We start from the raw sequence: 18,354 nt of genomic DNA, 5'->3' as shown, positions 1-18,354 counted from the left end.
GGGCCGCCGGACGGAAGGCTGGAGGGAAACGGGAGGAGAGAGCTGTGATCGCCCTACTGGTCGTGGCCTGCGAGGTCGCGTTCTGGGTCCTGCTGGCCGCCGGACTCGCCCTGCGGTACGTCGCGCGGAAGCCGAAGCTCGGCGCCGCCGTGCTGCTCTGCGAGCCGCTGCTGGAGGTCGTACTGCTGGTGGTGACGGCGATCGACCTGAAGAGCGGCGCCGAGCCCGACTGGAAGCACGGACTGGCCGCCGTCTACATCGGCTTCACGGTCGGCCTCGGCCACCACACCGTCAAGAAGGTGGACGCCTGGGTCGCCCACCGCTGGTTCGGCGGCCCGCGGCCGGTGAAGCCGCCGAAGTACGGCCGGGCCCGCGCCGTCCACGAGTGGCGCAGCGCCGCCCGCTGGATCCTCGCCGCGGCGGTCGCCCTGGGGCTGCTCCAGGCGGCGATCTGGTACGTCGGCTCCGGCGGCGACATCAGTACGCTCCAGAGCTGGCAGCAGAAGATGGGCCTGGTGATCGGCATCAACCTGATCATCGCCGGCAGCTACACGTTCTTCCCGAAGCAGGCTCCCAGGGACGCGGACGCGGTGGAACGCGAGCCGGCCGACCGCCTCTAGACCGTGCCCTACCGCTCACCGCCCGGCACCCACAGCACGTCCCCGACCTCCTTGTTCGCGCTCCGCGCCAGGATGAACAGGAGGTCGGAGAGACGGTTGAGGTACGTGGCGGTCAGCGCGTTCATCGACTCCCCGTGCACCTCCAGCGCCGCCCACGTCGACCGCTCGGCGCGCCGGACCACCGTGCACGCCTGGTGGAGCAGGGCGGCCCCCGGAGTGCCCCCGGGAAGGATGAAGCTGCGCAGCTTCTCCAGCTCCTCCAGGAAGCGGTCGCAGTCCGCCTCCAGCTTGTCCACGTAACTCTGCTCCACCCGCAGGGGCGGGTACTTCGGGTCCTCGACCACGGGGGTGGACAGGTCCGCGCCCACGTCGAAGAGGTCGTTCTGGACCCGTACGAGGACCTTCACCACGTCCTCGGAGAGCTGCCCCAGCGCGATGGCGGTCCCGATCACCGCGTTGGCCTCGTTGGCGTCCGCGTACGCCGCGATCCGCAGATCGGTCTTGGCGGTACGGCTCATGTCGCCGAGGGCCGTGGTGCCCTGGTCGCCGGTCCGGGTGTAGATGCGCGTCAGATTGACCATGGGGCCAGCGTAGTGAGGCCGCGGCCCCCAACTACGCGTGGCGCGGAGCCCAATGACGCCTCCCGGTGTGATGTCCGTCATTCGAGACGTGACGCGCATCTCTTCACGGCCCCACGGCCCCCGGCGGGTACTAATCTCCGCCGGAGAGCATAGGAAGAACCGTCGCGAGAAGCCGTGCGCGCGGATGTGGCACGGACCAAGGACAAGGGGTGCGAACGTGGCCAGGAAGCTCGCCGTCATCGGGGCCGGACTCATGGGATCCGGGATCGCGCAGGTCTCCGCCCAGGCGGGCTGGGACGTCGTGCTGCGCGACGTCACCGACGCGGCGCTGACCCGCGGTCTGGACGGCATCAAGGCCTCGTACGACAAGTTCGTCGCCAAGGGGAAGCTGGAGGCGTCCGACGCCGAGGCCGCCCTCGCCCGCATCACCACGACCACCGACCTCGATGCCGTGGCGGACGTGGACGTGGTCGTGGAGGCCGTCTTCGAGAAGCTGGAGGTCAAGCACGAGATCTTCCGCACCCTCGACAAGATCGTCGGGGAGAGCACCGTGCTCGCCTCGAACACCTCCGCCATCCCGATCACCAAGATCGCGGCCGTGACGGAGCGTCCGGAGCGCGTCGTCGGCGTGCACTTCTTCTCGCCGGTCCCGATGATGCAGCTCTGCGAGCTGGTCCGCGGCTACAAGACCAGCGACGAAACCCTCGCCACCGCCAGGGAGTTCGCGGAGTCGGTCGGCAAGACCTGCATCGTCGTCAACCGCGATGTGGCGGGCTTCGTCACCACCCGCCTCATCTCGGCGCTCGTCGTCGAGGCGGCCAAGCTCTACGAGTCGGGCGTCGCCACGGCCGAGGACATCGACACCGCCTGCAAGCTCGGCTTCGGCCACGCCATGGGCCCGCTCGCCACGGCCGACCTGACCGGCGTCGACATCCTGCTCCACGCCACCGGCAACATCTACACCGAGTCCCAGGACGAGAAGTTCGCCGCCCCCGAGCTGATGCGCCGGATGGTCGACGCGGGTGACATCGGCCGCAAGAGCGGGCAGGGCTTCTACACGTACTGATCCCGGCCGCGCCCCACCGGCTCTCCCCGCCCCGCAGGCCCACCGCCGCCGGGGCGGGGAAGCCGGGGAGTGTACCCGGCCGGGCCCGGTCTCCGGCGAACCGACGTCACTCCACCGAGTGAATTCGGTATCGGTTCGCTTACATACGGCAACTTCCCTGTCGCCGCGGCAGTCAGTTGTGGAAGAGAAGAAGCAGACAGACGGACCTCGCTACGGAGCAACCGCAGGGGAGCGCATATGCATATCAGGGGCGACCACGCCGAGCTGGTCGTCGGGGGCCGCCTCGACGTCCGAAGCGCGGCGGACGCCCGTACGGTCCTCCACTCGGCCGTCGACGACGGAGTCGGCGATCTGGTGCTGGACCTGACCGAGCTGAATTCCTGGGACGCCACCGGACTCGGCGTCATCATGGGGGCCCACCGCAGGGCCGGCCGGGCCGGACGCCGGCTCGTGCTGCGCGGTGTCCCGCCGCAGATGCAGCGGCTCCTGGTGGCCACCCGGCTGCACCGCATCCTGGCGATCGAGGGCGGGATCGCCGCCGAATCGCTGCCGCGCGTCTGAGCCGCATCCGCGCGGCTCTGAGGGCTGTCCCGCAGTCGTGCCCGAGCCGCCGCCGCGTCGCGCCCGAGCCGCGTACGTGCCGCGACCGGGCCTCTTCACGGGCCGCGTCCGCCGCGCAGCGGAGTACGGACGGGCCGAGAGGGCAGAAGACGTGCAATCCTCACCGGAATGTGACGTCCCGGACGGCCCGGCACCCCGCCCGTGCGTGGATACTGTGCGAAGGTCTAGGGTTCGGCCGTCTGCCCCATGACACCCACCCGTGGCAGACACCGGACCGGAAGCGACAGCGGGGCGTGCGAGGCCGGAGGGGCAGAACCGAGCGCGACGCGTCTGGGGGACTTGTTGATGGACCCGACACACCAGGGGCCGGAAGAGTACGGGCAGAACGCCGACGACTCCGACCGCTCCGAGGGCCCTCGCAGGCCGTCCCGCGAGGCCGGCGCCGCCGACTTCGGCCAGCCCGCACCGCAGCAGGCCCGCGTGGTCCGGCTGACGGCCGGCGACCTCCTGCTGACGGTCAACCCCGTCGACGGCAGCGAGGTCGAGGCCGTCCCGCCCGGCGCGGAGCCCGAGCCGCCCGCCCGCCGCACCCCCGCCGAGCGCGCCGACCACGAACGCGCCGGCGCACCCCCCGTCCCGGCGGGCCCGCCCGCAGCCCAGCTCCCCCTGCTGGAACGCCAGGAGGAGCGCGAGCGCCTCGTCGGCCTGCTCGCCCGCGGCCGCAGCGTCCGCCTCACCGGCCAGGCCGGATCCGGCCGCACCGCGCTGCTCGACGCTGTCGCCGCCGACTGCGCCGGCCTGGCCCCCGACGGCGTCGTCCGCCTCAACGGCCACCGGCGCACCGCCACCGACCTGCTGTACGGCCTCTTCGACGCGGTCCACCACGCCCCGCTCCACCGCCCGGACCCCGAGGAACTGCTCACCCTCGTCCGCTCGATCGGCGCCGTCGTCGTCATCGACGACCTGGAGATCGGCGGGGCAGCCCTCGACGAACTCCTGGAAGCCACCCCCGAGTGCGCCTTCCTCCTCGGCACCGCCCCCGACCTCCCCGCCCCCGGCATCGAAGCCCACCTGGAGGAGGTCCTTCTCGCCGGCCTCGGCCGCTCCGCCTCGTTGGAGCTGCTGGCCAAGGTCGTCGAGCGCCCCCTCACCGAGGACGAGAGGAACTGGGCGGGCGACCTCTGGTTCGAGTCCGAGGGGCTGCCCCTCCGCTTCGTCCAGGCCGGGTCGCTGCTGCGCCAGCGCGACCGGCTCAACACCGACCCCACCGCCTTCGACGAGTACGACTACTTCGAGCCACGCCGGGACGACGCGCCCCCGGCCCCCGAAGCGCCCACCCCCGAGACCCTCGACGTGCCGCTCCCGAGTCTGGGTGAAGGGGCCGCGCCCGCCGTCCTGCTCGCCTCCCGACTCAGCGAGGCCGCCCGCGAGACCCTGCGCTTCACCGTCGCGCTCGGCGGCGAGGTACCCCACCAGGCCCATCTGCCGGCGCTCGTGGGCGACACCCACGCGGACGCCGCGCTGGGGGAGCTGGCCAACTGCGGACTGCTCTCCCCGGCCGGCCCCCGCTACCGGCTCGCCGCCGGTGTCCTGGCCCAGCTGGAGGCGGGCGGATACGCGGAGGAGGCCGCTGCCCGCGCCCTGACGGCCGCCCAGCACTACGCCTGGTGGGTCTCCCACCCCTCGGTCACTCCGCAGCGGGCCGCCGCCGAGTCCGACGCGATCGTCGCCGCGATGAGCCGCCTGGTCCCCGACGGTGAGGCCGGGCGGGCCAGCGCGGCCGTCCTGCTGGCCCGCAGCGCCGCTCCCGCCCTCGCCGCCGGGCTGAGCTGGGGCGCCTGGGAGAAGGCGCTCCGGGTGGGCCAGGAAGCCGCCAGGATCGCCGGTGAGGTGGCCGAAGAAGCCTACTTCCACCATGAGTTGGGCGTCCTCGCGCTCTGCACCGGCAACCTCGACCGGGCCCGTACGGAGCTGGAGACGTCGATCTCCATGCGCGGCGCGCTCGCCGACAAGTCCGGTGCGGTCGCCGGGCGCCGTGCCCTCGCCCTGGTCGCGGACCGCTCCGGCGGGCTCGTCCCCCCGGGTCGGCCCCGGCCGGGCGACGAGGTGCCCGCCGTGCGGCAGGAGCCTGGGTCCGCCACGCCGCCGGCCGCGTACCCGCCCCCGCAGTTCCTCGCCCGGCATCCGAGGGAGGAGGCCCCGACCGTGGTGGCCCCGCTCCCCGAGGCCGCACCGGGGAAGGGCGGCGGGCGGGTGCTCCTGGGCGGCGCCCGGCGCAACCTGGCCGCCGCGGGCGCGGGCGCACTGCTGGTCGCCGTGCTCGGCACCGTCGTCACCCTCGGCCTCACCGCGGGCGACCCCGAGGAGCCGGGCAGCCGCAACGTCACCACCGAGCAGTCGTCCCCCGCGTCCACCCCCGACGACGGGTTCCCTGCCGACGAGCCGGGTGACGTTCCCGTACCGACCGGCGGGACCCCGGGCAGCGGGACCTCCGCCACCCCGAGCGCCTCGGAACCGGCCGCCCCCAGCGCCTCCGGCTCGCCCTCCCCGGGCCCGTCGTCGCCGGACGCCACACCGCCGGGTACGGACGATCCGACGGGCGGGCCGAGCAGCACATCGGGGACGCCCAGCCCGACCAGGACCTCGCCCGGGCCCTCGCCCTCCAGGACGACCGGCCCGAGCCCGACGCCCAGCGAGTCCGCGTCGGAGCCGGAGCCGACCCCGACGGAGACCCCCACGGAGACCCCGGAGCCGCCGAGCACCTCCACCTCCGCCAGCGGCCCCGCCGAATCGGCCAGTGCGAGCGCCAGTGCCACCGCGAGCAGCGAGCCCCCGGCCGAGGACGGCACCGACCCCACCGAGGTGGCGGCCTGACACACGGAAGCCGGGTGCCCCCGCTGAGGAGGGGGCACCCGGCTCCGTACGTACGTCGGAAGGGTCAGAACAGGCGCAGCTTGTCGTCCTCGATGCCGCGCATCGCGTCGTAGTCGAGCACCAGGCAGCCGATGCCCCGGTCGGTCGCCAGTACCCGCGCCTGGGGCTTGATCTCCTGGGCCGCGAAGACGCCCTTCACCGGCGCGAGGTGCGGGTCGCGGTTGAGCAGCTCCAGATAGCGGGTCAGCTGCTCCACCCCGTCGATGTCCCCGCGCCGCTTCAGCTCCACGGCCACCGTGCCGCCGTTCGCGTCGCGGCAGAGGATGTCCACCGGGCCGATGGCGGTGGGGTACTCACGGCGGATCAGGGTGTGGCCCTCGCCGAGGATCTCGATCCGGTCGGCGAGCAGCTCCTGGAGGTGGGCCTCCACGCCGTCCTTGATGAGCCCCGGGTCGACGCCCAGCTCGTACGAGGAGTCGTGGAGGATCTCCTCCATCGTGATGATCAGTTTTTCGCCCGCCTTGTTCACCACCGTCCAGACGCCGGCCTCGTCTCCGGCGCCCTCCTTCAGGGTGCACGGCGGGGACATCCAGTTGAGCGGTTTGTACGCCCGGTCGTCGGCGTGGATCGAGACACTGCCGTCCGCCTTCACCAGGATCAGACGGGGGGCGGAGGGCAGATGGGCTGTGAGCCGACCCGCGTAGTCGACGGAGCAACGGGCGATGACAAGACGCATGGTCGGCAACGCTACTCGACGACGGGGCCCCGACGCGATTTCCCCACCCGTCCACCCCTGTCACTCGCTCCTCACCGGGAGGGGCGCAGTGGGCTTGCCCCTCTTTGCGCACCTTCGTTGGTGGCCGGTTGTGTTCCCAATCTCCTGGTGCGGCCCCCACCGCACGCTTACCGTGGATGCAGGAGGTCGCCGCCCGTGCACGCTGCGTCGTCGCCCTTCTTCCCTGCCCGTAAGGCCCCGGTCACCGTCCGGGGTCGCGAGAGGAGAACCCATGTCGCTCGACGTCTCACCGGCGCTGTTGGAACAGGCCGAGCGAGGCGAGGTCGACGAAGCCGACTTCGTCGACTGCGTCCGGACCTCCCTGCCTTTCGCGTGGGAGATGATCAGCTCTCTGGTGGCTCAGCTGAAGGTCGACGGCGGTCAGTTCGCCGACAACCAGACGCCGCCGCCGGACGAGCAGGCACGTGGTCAGCTGCTGCGCGCGCTCGCGAGTGACGCGATACGCGGCGCGCTCCAGCGGCACTTCGGAGTGCGTATCGCCTTCCAGAACTGCCACCGCGTCGCGGTGTTCCCGCTGGACGCCTCGGTCGACGACCGACTGGCCAAGTTCACTTCGGTGAGGGGCCAGTTGCTCAACCAGTCGCCCGAACTACGGGACTGCTGAACGCTTCTGCTGCCGCTTCGGGCCGCGGGAGGTGCAACTGGCTCCGGGGCGGCAGCTCCCGCACGACCGCACCACGCTTCCATGCTCCACGTTCCGCGCGAGGTCGTTTTCGCATGCACAGGCGCATCGGGTCAGGTGAGCAGCGGCAGCACGTCCGAGCCCAGGCGCCGTACGTTCTCCTCGGTCGCCGCGAGATCGCCCGACCCCTCCACCAGGAGCGCGAAGCGGGTGATGCCCGTCCGCTCGGCGGTGGCCGCGAGCCGGTCGGCGGCCAGGCGCGGCGGGCCCACCGGATGCAGCCCGCAGAGCAGCTCCGTGTACGCGACGGGGTCCCGCATCACCCGGTGCCGGCCGTCCACCGTGACATGGGCGTCCAGTCCCTGGCGCAGCCAGCCGGGCATCGTCTTGACCAGCGTCTCCGTCGCCGCCCCCGGCCCGTCCTCGATCTGGGCCACTCCGGCGGACACGTGTGCGGCCCCCTCGACCACCTCCGGCGGCTGACCGGCCTCCCGGGCCGCCGTCCGCCACAGGGCGACCATCTCCGCCTTCTCCTCGTCCCCGCAGTGCATGCCCAGCAGCATCGGCAGCCCCCGGCCCGCCGCCAGCCGCACCGTCTTCGGCGAGGTGCACGCCACGATCACCTCGGGCCCCCGCGCCGAACCGTCGGCCAGCAGCTCGTCCGCCCGCGGCACCACCGCCACCTCGCGGAAGCCGAACCGCTCCCCGCGCCCCGCGACCCGCGGCTTCCGCAGCCAGTCGAGCAGCAGCCCCAGCGACTCGGGGAAGCCGTTCTCGTACGCGCCGAGACCGCCCCCGAAGACCTCCAGGTCCACCCATGGCCCGCCGCGGCCCACCCCCAGCGAGAACCGTCCGCCGCTGGTCAGATGGAGCAGCGCGGCCTGCTCGGCGAGGGCGACGGGGTGGTGGTTGGGCAGCACGCTGACCGCCGTGCCGACCCGGATCCGGCGCGTGCGGCCGAGCAGCAGCGCGGCCAGCGTGGTGGCCGACGGGCAGACCCCGTACGGCACGAAGTGGTGCTCGGCCAGCCAGACCGAGTCGAGTCCGGACTCCTCCGCCGCCTCGGCGGACCGGACGGCCCGGTGCAGGGCCTCGCCCGGCCCCTGACCCGGGAACTGAGCTGCCAGAACGAACGTTCCGATGCGCATCGCGTGTTGCCTCCTCGCGGCCGACGCGTGTCTCCCCCACTGGCAACAACGTCTGACACGTGCCAAAGGCACGGTCCGGCCCGAAGTTGTTGCGATTTTCCGCTAACTCACTCCCGTGCCCCGATCGTGCCCGGCCGCACCCGGTCGCGCGCCCCCTCCCCACCCGCCCCACGGCCCCGGCGGCAGCCTCTAGGCTGGGAGCGCACCGTGCCCGAACCGCCCCCGTGAGGTGTCCCGTGTCCCCGCGCCGCAACCGCCCCCGTGGCGGCGACCGTCCCGACGAACATCCCGGTACGGCGCCGGGACGGTACGGCGGGGGAGGGGCGACCGAGAGCTGGCAGGGCGAGGAGTGGTCGGTGCGCCCGGTGAGCGGCGCGAGCGCCCAGGGCAAGCGGTACCGCTGCCCCGGCTGCGACCAGGAGATCCCCTCCGGGGTCCCGCACCTGGTCGCCTGGTCCGAGTACGGCGGCATCGACGACCGCAGGCACTGGCACAAGGCCTGCTGGAACGCGAAGGACCGCCGCACCACCCGGGTGCAGCGGTCCAGGAACGCCCCCCGCCACTGAGCGACGGGCGGCGGCGGCACGGCGGCTCGGATGCCGCGCCGAGGTCCCACGGCGTCCCGGATCGCACGTCGCGCCGGGTCAGACGTCGTCCCGGGTCACACGCCGTGCCGCCTCACACGTCCCGCCGGTCCAGCACCAGATAGGCGCAGGCCATGGCCACGGCGGCCAAGCCCAGCATCACCAGCAGCGGCTCCCAGCCCGAGGGCCCGGTCTCGGTGACCCCCGTGCCGTACACCCCGGCGAGCTGGTTGGGGATCGAGTACTCGAAGAAGAAGCGCTGCAGTCCGCGCAGGCTGTCGGCGAACATGAACAGCGCGAGGACCAGCGGCAGCAGCACCACGGCGATCATGACCGTGATCGCGCCCGCCGAGTGCCGGATGATCGCGCCGACCGCCAGCGACACCAGGCCGAGCCCCGCGAGGTAGAGCCCGACCCCCACGGTGACGCGCAGCCACACCTCCCCGGGGTCGACGCCGCCGCCCAGGATCACCGTCTGGCACGCGGCGACGACGGTGGCCGTCACGGTGGTGATGACGAAGGTGAGCAGGGAGAAGACGATCGCCTTCGCCGTCAGCACCCGGGCCCGGCTGGGGCAGGCCGTCAGCGTCGTACGGATCATGCCGGTGCTGTACTCGGAGCCGATGGTCAGCACGCCGAGGGTGATCACACAGATCGAGCCCAGCAGCACCCCGAAGAAGCCGAGGCTCACGACCGGCACGCCGCCCAGATCGCTGTCGGCGGTGGTGACCAGAAGCGCGGACATCAGCCCGATCGCCACCATCAGCACGATCATCACGCCCAGGGTCCACATCGTGGAGCGGACGGAACGGATCTTCGTCCACTCCGACGCGATCGCGTCGCCGAGCGTGGCGCGGCGGATCGGGATGGGCGACTCGTAGTACCCCAGCACTCCGGGCGGCAGCTCCGGCTGCGGGTGCTCGTGGGCCTGCGGGGCGGCCGGCGGTGTCATCGGGGGTCCTCGCTGGTCTGCTCCCCGGCCGGGGAGGGGTCGGGGGCGGTCGCGGGCTTCGCGTACGGATTCCCGCCGGGCGGCGGCGGGGCGTACCAGTTCTGCTGGGGCGCCTGCGCGGGCTCGGGGCGCCCGTAGCCGGGCTCGGCCCCGTAAGGACCGGCTGCGGGGTCGCCGTGGGTCCCGTACGGAGCCTTCGGCAGTTCCACGAGTCCGGCCTTGGCGTCGTCCGTCGACCGGTAGTCCACCACTCCCTGGGTCATGCGCATGTACGCCTCCTCCAGCGAGGCCCGGTGCGGTGACAGCTCCCAGAGCCGTACGTCGGCGGTGTGCGCCAGGTCGCTGATCCTCGGGAGCGGAAGGCCGGTGACGCGCAGGGCGCCGTCCGGCTCGGGGAGCACGCTGCCGCCCGCCTCGATCAGCGAGGACGTGAGCTTCTCGCGCTCCTCGGAGGCGTTCTCGGGGACCCGGACCCGGGCGAAGTCGGCGGAATTGGCCGAGATGAAGTCGGTGACGCTCATGTCGGAGAGCAGCCGGCCGCGCCCGATCACGATCAGATGGTCGGCGGTGAGGGCCATCTCGCTCATCAGGTGGGAGGAGACGAAGACCGTACGTCCCTCGGCGGCCAGCGTCTTCATCAGGTTGCGGACCCAGTGGATGCCCTCGGGGTCCAGCCCGTTGACCGGCTCGTCGAAGAGCAGCACCTGGGGGTCGCCGAGCAGCGCGGCGGCGATGCCGAGCCGCTGCCCCATGCCGAGCGAGAAGCCGCTGGAGCGGCGCTTGGCGACGTCCTGGAGGCCGACCACCCCCAGGACCTCGTCGACCCGCCGGGCCGGAATGCCGGCCAGCTGGGCCAGCGAGAGCAGATGGGTGCGGGCGGTCCGCCCGCCGTGCACGGCCTTGGCGTCCAGCAGGGCGCCCACCTGGCGGGGCGCGTTCGGCAGGCTGCGGTAGGGGTGACCGCCGATCGTGACGCGGCCGGCCGTCGGGCGGTCCAGGCCGAGGATCATGCGCATGGTGGTGGATTTGCCCGACCCGTTGGGGCCGAGGAAGCCGGTGACCAACCCCGGTCGCACCTGGAAGGAAAGGTCGTCCACGGCCGTCTTCGCGCCGTAGCGCTTGGTCAGGCCGACTGCCTCGATCATGCTCCAGCCCCATCGACTCACTCTGTGGTCGGGGCTGGGGCCGCCTGGCCGCACACCCCCCGTAAGAGTTAGGAGGATAACCAGGGCTTGACGGTTCCGGCCAAGTTCCGCACACGCTGCGAGCGACCGGTCACGCCTCGCGCGGACCCTCAGCCGGAACGGCCCGCCACGCGTCGTGCGTGACGGGCCGCTCGTGTGCCTGCCGGAGAGCTGCGCGGCGGTCCTACGCGTCCCGGTTCTTCATGACCAGGTAGCCGCCGAGCACCGAGGCCGCCACCCAGGCGACCATGATCCCGAGCCCGGCCCAGGGCCCGTACGGCCCCGCATCGGTGTCGAGCGCGCCCGGGACGACCTGCATGATCTTCGACCCGGCCTGGTCGGGGAAGTACCGGGCGACATCCTTCGCGTACGGCACCGCGATCAGGATCTGCGAGACCAGGAAGAAGAACGGCATGAGGATGCCGAGCGACAGCATGGAGCTGCGCAGCATCGCCGCGACGCCCATGGAGAAGATCGCGATCAGCCCCATGTAGAGCCCGGCGCCGACCACCGCGCGCAGGACGTTCTCCTCGCCGAGGGTGGTGCCCCGGTCGCCCAGCAGCGCCTGGCCGAGGAAGAACGAGACGAAGCTCGTGAGCAGGCCGACCACGAGCGCCAGCGCACCGGCCACGGTGATCTTGCTGAAGAGGAGCGTGCCGCGCTGCGGCACGGCCGCCAGCGAGGTCCGGATCATGCCGGAGCTGTACTCCGTGCCGACCACGAGCACCCCGAACACGACCATGGCGAGCTGGCCGAGAACCGTCCCGGAGAAGCTGACCAACGTCGGGTCGAAGGTGACCTGCTCGGCCTCCGAGAGGTCGCTGAAGGTCGCGTTCAGCAGGGCGCACAGGGCCGCGCCCATGGCGACGGTGACGGCGAACGCGCAGATGAGCGTCCAGGTGGTGGAGGAGACCGTGCGGATCTTGGTCCACTCGGAGTTGAGGACTGCGGGTACCGAAGCCATGGTCGTCAGGCCCCCTCGTTCGTGCTGCCGGTGGTGCCTTCGGTGCCTGTGGTGGGTCCGGAATCGGCGGAGCCCGGCTTGTTCCAGCCCTCGCCCCAGCCCGCCCCGACCGCTCCGGCGGCCCCGACCGCTCCAACGGCCGCGGATCCCGGCGGAGGCAACGCCCCGCCCGGTCCGGAGTGCGCGTGGTACTCCACGGAACCGGCGGTCATCTGCATGAACGCCTCCTCCAGTGAGGCCCGCTGCGCGCTCAGCTCGTGCAGCACCACCTGGTGGCGGGCGGCCAGCTCACCGAGCGCCTCGGTGGTGGCGCCGTCGATCTCCAGCACCCCGCCCTCCGCCTCGACGGCGGTGAAGCCCTCCTGGTGGAGTACGTCCTTCAGCCGCTCCTGCTGCGGCGAGCGCAGCCGTACGTAACTGCGGGAGTTCTGGTGGATGAAGTCGGCCATCGAGGTGTCCGCGAGCAGCCTGCCCTGGCCGATCACGATCAAGTGGTCGGCGGTCAGAGCCATTTCGCTCATCAGGTGCGAGGAGACGAAGATGGTCCGGCCCTCGGCGGCGAGCGCCTTCATCAGGTTGCGGATCCAGTGGATGCCCTCGGGGTCCAGGCCGTTGACCGGTTCGTCGAACATCAGGATCTCGGGGTCGCCCAGCAGGGCCGAGGCGATCCCCAGGCGCTGGCCCATGCCGAGGGAGAAGCCCTTGGACTTCTTCTTCGCGACCGCGCTCAGACCGACGGTGTCGAGCACCTCGTCCACCCGGCTGCGCGGGATGCGGTTGCTCTGCGCCAGACAGAGCAGGTTGTTGTACGCGCTGCGGCCGCCGTGCATCGACTTGGCGTCCAGCAACGCCCCGATGTACTTCAGCGGTTCCTGCAACTCGTTGTAGTGCTTGCCGTCGATGCGGACCGTACCGCTGGTCGGGTTGTCCAGATCGAGCATCATCCGCATCGTGGTGGACTTGCCGGCCCCGTTCGGCCCCAGAAAACCAGTCACCACGCCTGGTCTGACCTGGAATGTCAGATGGTCGACGGCAACTTTACTGCCGAATCGTTTGGTCAGTCCCTCAAGCTCGATCATGCGCACACGCTAGAACGCCCGCGCGCCCGGCGCCACCCACAAAGGGGGGAGCCGGGCGCACGGAAGAAACCGCTGGGGGGAGGTCAGCGGGTCTGCTGGGCCGGAACACCGCGCTGGGCGGGCTCGTCGTCCACCGGGGAGCCGGCGGCGGCCACCGCGGCACCGGTCAGCGTGGCCAGCATCTCGCGGACGTTGGTCAGCTGCGCGTTGATGGAGTCGCGGCGGTTGGTGAGCGCCGCCAGCTCGCGCTCCGACTCGCTGCGGATCCGGTCGGCCTTGGCGTTGGCGTCGGCCACGATGTCCTCGGCCTGGCGCTGCGCGGTCTCCACCGTCTGGCGGGCCCGGCGCTCGGCGTCCGTGCGGAGCTTCTCGGCCTCCAGGCGGAGCTGCTCGGCGCGGTGCTCGATCTCCGCGAGGCGCTTCTCGGCCTTGGCCTGACGGGACGCGAGGTCGCGCTCCGACTGCTCGCGCCGCTTGGCGAGGTTCGTCTCGAAGTCGGCGGCGGCCTGCGCGGCCTTGGCGCGGGTCTCCTCGAAGAGGGCGTCGGCCTCCTCGCGCTTCTGCTGGGCGTCCTTCTGGGCGTCGGCGCGGAGCGTGTTCGCCTCGCCCTGGGCCTTCTCGACGATCCGGACGCCTTCGTCCTCGGCCTTCGCCTTGCGCTCGGCGGCGAACGACTCGGCGTCGTTGCGCACCTGCTGCGCGGCCGACTCGGCCAGCTCCCGGTGCTGCTCGGCGGCCCGACGGGCCTCCTCACGCAGGTCCTTGGCCTCCTCCTCGGCGAGGCGGAGGATCTTCTCGACACGGGCACCGAGCCCGGCGTACGACGGCTCGGCGTCGTTCACCTGGGCCTGGGCGTTCTGCGTCTCGAGGTGCAGTTCCTCGATGCGCTTTTCCAGAGACGTGATGCGGGCCAGAGCGCTGTCACGGTCGGCGACGAGCTTGGTAATGCGGTCGTCCACCTGACCGCGGTCGTAACCACGTCGCACGAGCTCGAAGCCGAAGGGGGAGGAAGGGTCACTCATGGGGTTCCTGTCGAATGAGACCGGTGAGGTGATAGGGGAATCCTAGGGGCCATAGCGGCGTGTCAGCGTGCAGATGCCGGTTTGATCTGGAGAATGACACCCCTTTTGAGTGGCTGACCCCCAGAGTGCTTGCCACTCAAAGGGTTGAATGTCCATGACGAAGCACGCGCCCCCGAACGCCTGCTCCCTGCCGGACATCCTCTGTTTCTCCCCCGTAAGTCTGCTGTGCGCCGTGCGCTCCCCCGTACGTCTCCACCGCGTTCCGCCGGACGCCGCCGGACCTCCCCCGTACGACCGCCGCCGCCTACCTCTCCGAGGACTTGCCCCCCGATCGCGTGCCCGCCGTCGCGGGAGCCTTGCCGCCCGCCGATCCGCCGGTGGATTTGCCGCCCCCGCCGGGGGTCTCGAAAGACTCCAACGCCTCCAGCACATCCTGGACACGGGAGATCTCCGTATTGATGTCCTCGCGCCTGCGCACCAGGACGTCCAGCTCGCGTTTGCCCTCGGCGACCGTCTTCTCCGCCTCGGCCGCGGCTTCGGCCCGCAGCTTCTCCGCCTCGCGGACCAGCTCGGCCTTCTTGGTCTCGGCCTCCTTCAGCAGCGACTCGGCCCGTTTCACCGCGGCGATCCGGACCTTGCTCGCCTCCGAATTGGCCTCCGCCAGCAGCTCCTTGGCCTTCGCCTCGGCCTCGTCGCGCTGTTCGGTCGCCGCCTTCATCAGATGGTCGACCCGCTCACCGGCGGTCTTCATCTGCTCGGACGTCTCCCGGCGGGCCCGCTCGTGCAGCTCCTCGATCTCGCTCTCCAGCCGGGCCCGCTGAGCCTCGGCCCGCTCCCGGATCTGGGTCGCGTCGCGCCGGGCGCCCACCAGCAGCTCGTCGGCGTCCGTCCGGGCCCGCTCCACCAGGGAGTTGCCCTCGACGGTCGCCTCGGAGGTGATCCGCTGGGCCTCCTTGCGCGCCGCGCCGACCATGGTGTCGGCCTGCGTCTCCGCCTCGGTGGCCGTACGCAGCGCCTCCTCCCGGGCCTTGTTGATGAGCTGGTCCGCCTGCTCGGCCGCGTCCGCCCGGCGCTTGGCCGCCGCCTCGCGCGCCTCGTCCAGCAGCCGGTCCGCCTCCTGGCGGGCCTGCGAGCGCAGCTCCTCGGCCGCCGACTCCGCCTCGGCGCGCAGCTGCTCGGCCTCCTCGCGGGTGCGGGCGGCGTGCTCCTGCGCGGAGCCGAGGTGCTCGGCCGCCTCCGTGCGCAGCCGCTCGGCCTCCTCGCCCGCCTCGGCCAGCAGCCGGTCGGCCTGGTCGTTCGCGTCCTTGCGGCGCCGGTTGGCCTCGGTGGTGGCCTCCACGACGAGCTGCTCGGACGACTGGGCGGCCTCGGTGCGGATGCGCTCGCTCTCGGTCGTCGCCTCCCCGATGAGCCGGTCCGACTGGGCCGCCGCCTCCGAACGGATCCGGTTGGCGTCCTGCCGGGCCTCGGCCCGCGCCTTCGACGCGTCCTGCTCCGCCGACGCCAGGGCGTCGGACGCCTCCGTACGCACCCGCTGGCTGTACTCGGAGGTGTCCGCGCGCAGCCGCTCGGACTCCGCGATCGCCTCGGAGACCGTGCGCTCGGCCAGCGCCTTGGCCGCCTCGGCCTCCTCGTGGGCCTCCCGCCGGACCCGGTCCGCCGCCGCGCCCGCCTCCTGGCGGATGCGGCTCGCGTCCTCGGATGCCCGGTCCCGCTCGGCGTGCGCGTCGGCGCGGACCCGGTCCGCCTCCTCCTGCGCCTCCGTACGGGTGCGCTCCGCGACATGCTCGGCGGTCGAGCGCAGCCCGGCGATCTCCTCCTCGGCCTGCTCCTGGAGCCCGGCCACGGAGTCCCGCACCTGCTGGGCGGTCTGCTCGGCCGCCGCGACCAGCTCGGTCGCCCGCGCGTCCGCCTCCTCGACCAGCCGCTGCGCCTCGGCCTGCGCCTCCTCCACCCGCTTGCGGGCGGAGGCCAGCAGCTCCTCGCTCTGCTCGCGGGCCCGCTCGCGCTCCTGCCCGGCCTCCGTACGGGCCGCGCCGAGGATCTCCTCGGCCTCCCGGCGGCGGCGCGTGGCCTCCTCCTGGGCGGCCTCCAGCGCCTCGGCCGCCTCGGCACCGACCCGGTCGGCGGCGGCCGCCGCCTCCGCGCGCACCCGGTCGGCGGTCTCCTGCGCCTCGGTCCTCAGCCGCTCGGCCTCGGCGGCGGCCTCGCTCCGCAGCCGCACGGCCACGCTCTCGGCCTCGGCCCGCGACTGCGAGGCGTCCGCCGCGGCCTCGTCCCGCAGCCGCTCGGCCTCCGCCTCGGCCTGCTCGGTCAGCGTGCGGACCCGCTCGGCGGTCTCGGTGCGCTGCCGCTCGGTCTCCTCGACCGTCTCCCGGCGGATGCGCTCCGCCTCCGTACGGGCCTCACCGAGGGCTTCCTCGGCGGCGGCGAGCCGGGACTCGGCCTCGGTGTGCAGCCGCTCCAGCTCGTCGGCGGCCTCGGCCTGCCGGGCGGCGACCGCGCGCTCGGTCTCCTCGCGCAGGGTGGCCGCGGCCCGCTCGGCCTCGGTGGTGGTGGCCTGTGCCTGCTCCTCGGCCTCGGCCCGCAGCTTCTCAGCCTCGGCGCGGGTGCGCTCCAGCGTCTCGTCGGCCTGCTTGCGCAGGGCGGCGGCGCGCTCGGTGGCCTCGGCGCGGATGCGCTCGCCCTCGCCGTTCGCCTTGGTGCGCAGCTCGTCGGCGTCGGAGCGCGCCTCGGTCAGCAGCTCCTCCGCCTTGCGGGCGCCCTCCTCCAGCAGCTGGACCGCCTCGCGGCGGGCTTCGCCCCGGATCCGCTCGCCCTCGGCGACCGCATCGGAGCGCAGCTGCTCGGCCTCGCCGCGCAGTCGGCGGGCCTCCTCCTGGAGCTCGACCGTCTTGGCCCGGTACTCCTTGGTGTCGTCCTTGGCCGCGCCCTTGAGCTCGTCGGCCTGCTCGGCCGCCTCGCCGCGCAGCCGGTCCGCCTCGGCCTCCGCCTCGCGGCGGATCCGCTCGGCCTCCTCGCGCGCCGCCTTCGTGGTCGACTCCGCGTCCTCGGAGGCCTTGGTGAGGACCTCCTCGGCGCCGCGGGCCGCCTTGGCGAGCTGGGCCGCCGCGTCCTCGGCGGCTGCCGTACGAGCCTTCTCGGCGGCCTCCGCGACCAGCCGCTCGGCCTCGGCGCGGGCGTCGGAGAGCGCCTGCTCGGCCTCTTCCTTGAGTGCCTCGGCGCTCTTGGTGGCCTCCCCGACCAGCCGGGCGATCTCCGACTTGGCCGTGCGGGTGCGCTGCTCGTTCTGCGACTCGGCGGAGGCCAGCTTCCTGGCGGCCGCGTCCTTCGCCTCGGCGAGGACCTTCTCGGCCTCCAGCCGGGATTCGCGCAGCCGGGTCTCGGCCTCCTGCAGCCGCTGCTCGGCGGCCCGGTTCAGCTCGGCCGTCTGCTGGCGGGCCTGCGAGGTCTCCGCCGTGGTGGTGGAGCGCAGCTGCTCGGCGTGGCTGGTGGCCTCCTGGGCCTGCGCGGAGGCGGCGCCCAGCATGCGTTCGGCGTCCTTGCGGGCGCGCAGCAGGATCGCTTCCGCTTCGGCCCGGGCCGCCTCGGCCTCCGAGCCGACGCGCTGGCGGGTCTCCTCGGCCAGCCGGGCCGCCTCGGCCCGGGCGGCGGCGAGCGCCTGTTCGGCCTCGGCGCGGGACTCGTCCAGCAGCCGGCGGGCCTGCGACTCGGTGCGGGCCCGCAGCTGTTCGGCCCAGGCGACGTTCTCGTTGACGTGGGACTCGACCGTCTGCCGGCGCTCGGCCAGCTCCTGGTCGAGCTGCTGCCTGCGCTGGACGGCCTCGTTGTGCAACTCCGCCTGGAGCCGCGCCTGGTGCTCGGCGTGCTCCTGGAGGATGCGCTGTGTCTGGGCGCGTGCCTCGCGCAGCTCGCGCTCGGCGTCACTGCGCAGCTGCTCGGCCTGGATCTGCGCGTTCCGCAGCAGCTGTTCGGCCTGGTAGCCCATGTCCGCGCTGTCGTAGGCGGGACGGGTGGCCAGGTTGCGGCGCGCCTCGTGCAGCTTGGCGCGCAGGACCTCGACCTGGTAGCCGAGGTCCTCGGCGTGCTGGACGGCCTTCTCCCGGTCGGTCTTCAGCCGGTCCATCTCGGCTTCGAACCGCGAGAGATGGTCGACTTCAGCCCGGTGGCTCTCCTGGCTTTCGTAGCCCCGCACTGCGCGGTCCCATCCTTCCCCGAGCTCTCAACTTCGTTCGAGCAGGGGACCAACCCTGGTCGCAACTCCGCACAGGACCGCCCGCCGGCGAGCGGCCCCCCGGGGA

General features: G+C 72.8%; 15 protein-coding genes. 6 read left to right on the top strand and 9 right to left on the bottom strand.

Annotated elements, in window-relative coordinates:
* Nucleotides 1–44 precede the first annotated feature (44 nt).
* Entirely contained in the window at nucleotides 45–620 is a 576-nt protein-coding gene (locus AC0682_RS04825) for a hypothetical protein (protein ID WP_478530937.1), read from the top strand.
* 8 nt (nucleotides 621–628) lie between these two features.
* Here AC0682_RS04825 and AC0682_RS04820 read toward each other — a convergent pair whose 3' ends face one another.
* Nucleotides 629–1,201, bottom strand: coding sequence for a cob(I)yrinic acid a,c-diamide adenosyltransferase (locus tag AC0682_RS04820; protein WP_019762938.1), 573 nt, complete (start codon nucleotides 1,199–1,201; stop codon nucleotides 629–631).
* Nucleotides 1,202–1,418: 217 nt separating this feature from the next.
* Here AC0682_RS04820 and AC0682_RS04815 point away from each other — a divergent pair, with 217 nt between their 5' ends.
* The 3 genes from AC0682_RS04815 to AC0682_RS04805 all read left to right on the top strand — a co-directional run bounded on the left by AC0682_RS04815 (nucleotide 1,419) and on the right by AC0682_RS04805 (nucleotide 5,702).
* The gene (locus AC0682_RS04815; RefSeq protein ID WP_127469528.1) at nucleotides 1,419–2,267 is read left to right on the top strand and encodes a 3-hydroxyacyl-CoA dehydrogenase family protein; all 849 of its coding nucleotides are present in this window, start codon (nucleotides 1,419–1,421) and stop codon (nucleotides 2,265–2,267) included.
* Nucleotides 2,268–2,504: 237 nt separating this feature from the next.
* The gene (locus tag AC0682_RS04810) at nucleotides 2,505–2,828 is read left to right on the top strand and encodes an STAS domain-containing protein (protein WP_015611389.1); all 324 of its coding nucleotides are present in this window, start codon (nucleotides 2,505–2,507) and stop codon (nucleotides 2,826–2,828) included.
* Nucleotides 2,829–3,173: 345 nt separating this feature from the next.
* Nucleotides 3,174–5,702, top strand: coding sequence for an ATP-binding protein (locus AC0682_RS04805; RefSeq protein WP_478530936.1), 2,529 nt, complete (start codon nucleotides 3,174–3,176; stop codon nucleotides 5,700–5,702).
* 64 nt (nucleotides 5,703–5,766) lie between these two features.
* Here AC0682_RS04805 and nucS read toward each other — a convergent pair whose 3' ends face one another.
* Complete coding sequence (nucS, locus tag AC0682_RS04800) at nucleotides 5,767–6,438, bottom strand: endonuclease NucS (RefSeq protein WP_478530935.1); 672 nt, start codon at nucleotides 6,436–6,438, stop codon at nucleotides 5,767–5,769.
* Between the two features lie 271 nt (nucleotides 6,439–6,709).
* Between nucS and AC0682_RS04795 the strand changes: the two genes are divergently transcribed.
* On the top strand, nucleotides 6,710–7,102 hold the full coding sequence (locus tag AC0682_RS04795) for an SCO5389 family protein (protein ID WP_003966234.1): 393 nt from the start codon (nucleotides 6,710–6,712) through the stop codon (nucleotides 7,100–7,102).
* Between the two features lie 131 nt (nucleotides 7,103–7,233).
* Here the strand turns inward: AC0682_RS04795 and AC0682_RS04790 are convergent, their stop codons facing one another.
* Complete coding sequence (locus tag AC0682_RS04790) at nucleotides 7,234–8,268, bottom strand: LLM class flavin-dependent oxidoreductase (protein WP_478530934.1); 1,035 nt, start codon at nucleotides 8,266–8,268, stop codon at nucleotides 7,234–7,236.
* Nucleotides 8,269–8,504: 236 nt separating this feature from the next.
* Between AC0682_RS04790 and AC0682_RS04785 the strand changes: the two genes are divergently transcribed.
* The gene (locus AC0682_RS04785; protein WP_053559374.1) at nucleotides 8,505–8,834 is read left to right on the top strand and encodes a hypothetical protein; all 330 of its coding nucleotides are present in this window, start codon (nucleotides 8,505–8,507) and stop codon (nucleotides 8,832–8,834) included.
* A 112-nt stretch (nucleotides 8,835–8,946) separates the two neighbouring features.
* Here the strand turns inward: AC0682_RS04785 and AC0682_RS04780 are convergent, their stop codons facing one another.
* From AC0682_RS04780 to scy, 6 genes are all read right to left on the bottom strand, one after another.
* Nucleotides 8,947–9,804, bottom strand: a complete 858-nt coding sequence (locus AC0682_RS04780; protein WP_478530933.1) for an ABC-2 transporter permease — start codon at nucleotides 9,802–9,804, stop codon at nucleotides 8,947–8,949.
* Nucleotides 9,801–10,949 (bottom strand): ABC transporter ATP-binding protein, encoded by a 1,149-nt coding sequence (locus tag AC0682_RS04775; RefSeq protein ID WP_478530932.1) that lies wholly within the window; start codon nucleotides 10,947–10,949, stop codon nucleotides 9,801–9,803. Before AC0682_RS04775 ends, AC0682_RS04780 begins: the two co-directional genes overlap by 4 nt.
* Before the next feature lie 223 nt (nucleotides 10,950–11,172).
* On the bottom strand, nucleotides 11,173–11,952 hold the full coding sequence (locus AC0682_RS04770; RefSeq protein ID WP_478530930.1) for an ABC transporter permease: 780 nt from the start codon (nucleotides 11,950–11,952) through the stop codon (nucleotides 11,173–11,175).
* 5 nt (nucleotides 11,953–11,957) lie between these two features.
* A complete protein-coding gene (locus AC0682_RS04765) occupies nucleotides 11,958–13,031 on the bottom strand; it encodes an ABC transporter ATP-binding protein (protein ID WP_254811664.1) in 1,074 nt (357 codons plus the stop codon).
* Between the two features lie 83 nt (nucleotides 13,032–13,114).
* Nucleotides 13,115–14,053: a coiled-coil domain-containing protein gene (locus tag AC0682_RS04760; RefSeq protein ID WP_018492210.1), complete on the bottom strand. Its 939-nt coding sequence runs from the start codon at nucleotides 14,051–14,053 to the stop codon at nucleotides 13,115–13,117.
* A gap of 304 nt (nucleotides 14,054–14,357) precedes the next feature.
* Nucleotides 14,358–18,248, bottom strand: coding sequence for a polarized growth protein Scy (gene scy / locus AC0682_RS04755; protein ID WP_478530929.1), 3,891 nt, complete (start codon nucleotides 18,246–18,248; stop codon nucleotides 14,358–14,360).
* Nucleotides 18,249–18,354 lie beyond the last annotated feature (106 nt).

The sequence above is a fragment of the Streptomyces sp. NPDC043746 genome (assembly GCF_056436485.1).
Note: the sequence above shows the minus strand (reverse complement) of the source record. Positions and strands in the feature narration are given on the sequence as shown.